Genomic DNA, 1833 nt, shown 5'->3' on the forward strand with positions numbered 1-1833 from the left:
CGTTCCCGGGCCTTGTACACACCGCCCGTCACGTCACGAAAGTCGGTAACACCCGAAGCCGGTGTCCGTCCTGGACCGGGCCACCTGGCTCTCCCCCCGCCCCCACACCACCGGTGCCCGCCGCAGCGCCCGCCTCGCCCGCCTGATCACCCTCCAGGAGGAGTACTACCGCTGGGACGCCCCCCGCCGGGCCACCTTCCGCGTCACCGGCATCACCCTGCCCCTCGTCAAGGGCTGGGCCGAGGACTTCCTCCTCGAACCTCTCCCCGGCGGAGGAACCAGACTCACCTGGACCATGGCCATCGACAACCGGCTCCTGCGCGTCGTCCGCATCCCCCGCCGCCTGCGACCCGCCGTCACGTCCCTCTGCCGCAAACTCATGGCGGGCATCACCACGATCCTGCCCCCACCACAACCCGGTCCGGCCGTCCCCGACCACCCCGAACCCGGCCCCCGGCCGGTCGCCCACCCCGGCCAGGGATGAGACCCGAGCACCCTCGTCACCGGCCCGGCCGGGCCAGGACCACTTCTCATCAGCCAGGATCTCCCACATGAGCAGCCTGTTGATGTGTTCTCCGAACTACCCGTGGACCAGGTTGATGCCGTGTTGATCTGGGCTGTGTATCGCATTCGCAGCTGGGCAGCCGGCGCGCTGGATCGTTTCCCCTCAGACGTGGCAGTGCACATTGACCAGGAGCGTGTCACTGGACAGGCCCGCCAGATAGCCGTCGATGTGATCTCGGCCCGCCGTCAGCTCCGGCTCGTGCGGGCACTGGGCAGGGCTGTGGCATGCGCCATGGATCCCCGGACCACCGTCCTCATACCACCAGCCCTCCAGGGTGAGGACATTGCGGTGGCGCAGAGCTCTCCGTTCGATGAACTCCTCCCTGCTCGCGCGTCCGACCTCGACGACCGGGTCGGTGAATCCCAGGATCCAGTACCAGTAGCGCTCGGTGGGCAGCGTCTCCAGATAGCTGTCGAAGGCCCGGACGGAGCGGCTGGGCGCGGTAGTCGGCTGCGGCCTGTTTGAATGAGTAGGTCCGGAACGCGGCCTCCCTGCGGTCGTCGTAGACCTGCCAGGGCTGGGGTGGCGGCAGTTCTGCTGCCAGTTCCTGCCACCGCTGCCACGCCGCGTCGGCCAGCTCCCGGGCTTCCTCGCGCGACGCGGAGAAGTCGAGGAGTTCGCGAGGTCCGCCCGCGCACCAGCCGAAGTCGTTGGGAACCGGCTCGTGCCCGGTCAGCCATCGGTTCGGGAGCTCGTGGATCAGTCTGGGATCCCGCTCATGGCCGGGAAGGACGTTGAACCCTCCGCCATTCGCTGTGCCACCGGTGATGCACCAGGAGTCCCAGATATTCAGCTCGTCGCCGCACACGTGGTCGATCTCGAAGGGCGACAGTGCCTCTGCGACCGCCTCTTCTACCTTTGATCTTGGCCGGTGCTTCGGCGTTTGCGCCGGGGGTGAAGGCCGTCTCAGAGCTGCTCTGACCCGCACGTGAGCAGGGGTTCGCAGTGTTCGCCTCAGCCCGTCACGTGGGGTGCTTCTGGTTCTCGATGTACTGCTTCACGACAGTCAGGGGCGCCCCGTCGCAACTTCCGGCGAAGTACGAGCCGGACCAGAAGTGTCCGCCCCACAGGTACCGGCGGATGTGGCTGTCGTACTCCTTGCGCAGCAGCCGGGCCGAGACGCGCTTGAGGGAGTTGACCAGCTTATGGTGATCACTGTGCAGCTCAGGTACGGGTTCCGCCTGTACCCGAACGGTTCGCAGCGCTCGGCGCTGGCACGGTCGTTCGGGTGCGCTCGGGTTGTCTTCAACGACGCGTTGCGCGTCCGT

The 1833-nt window shown here is 67.5% G+C and carries 2 protein-coding genes and 1 pseudogene; 2 read left to right on the forward strand and 1 reads right to left on the reverse strand.

Annotated elements, in window-relative coordinates; all coding sequences use genetic code 11:
- Positions 1–61 precede the first annotated feature (61 nt).
- Positions 62–484 (forward strand): SRPBCC family protein, encoded by a 423-nt coding sequence (locus ACWEBX_RS39925; protein WP_451889604.1) that lies wholly within the window; start codon positions 62–64, stop codon positions 482–484.
- 1043 nt (positions 485–1527) lie between these two features.
- Here ACWEBX_RS39925 and ACWEBX_RS39930 read toward each other — a convergent pair.
- Positions 1528–1710, reverse strand: a pseudogene (locus ACWEBX_RS39930) (IS200/IS605 family transposase); the annotation flags it as partial.
- Between the two features lie 12 nt (positions 1711–1722).
- Between ACWEBX_RS39930 and ACWEBX_RS39935 the strand changes: the two are divergent.
- On the forward strand, positions 1723–1833 hold a 111-nt coding region (locus ACWEBX_RS39935), incomplete at its 3' end, for a helix-turn-helix domain-containing protein (protein ID WP_451889605.1).

The sequence above is a fragment of the Streptomyces sp. NPDC005070 genome (assembly GCF_053600395.1).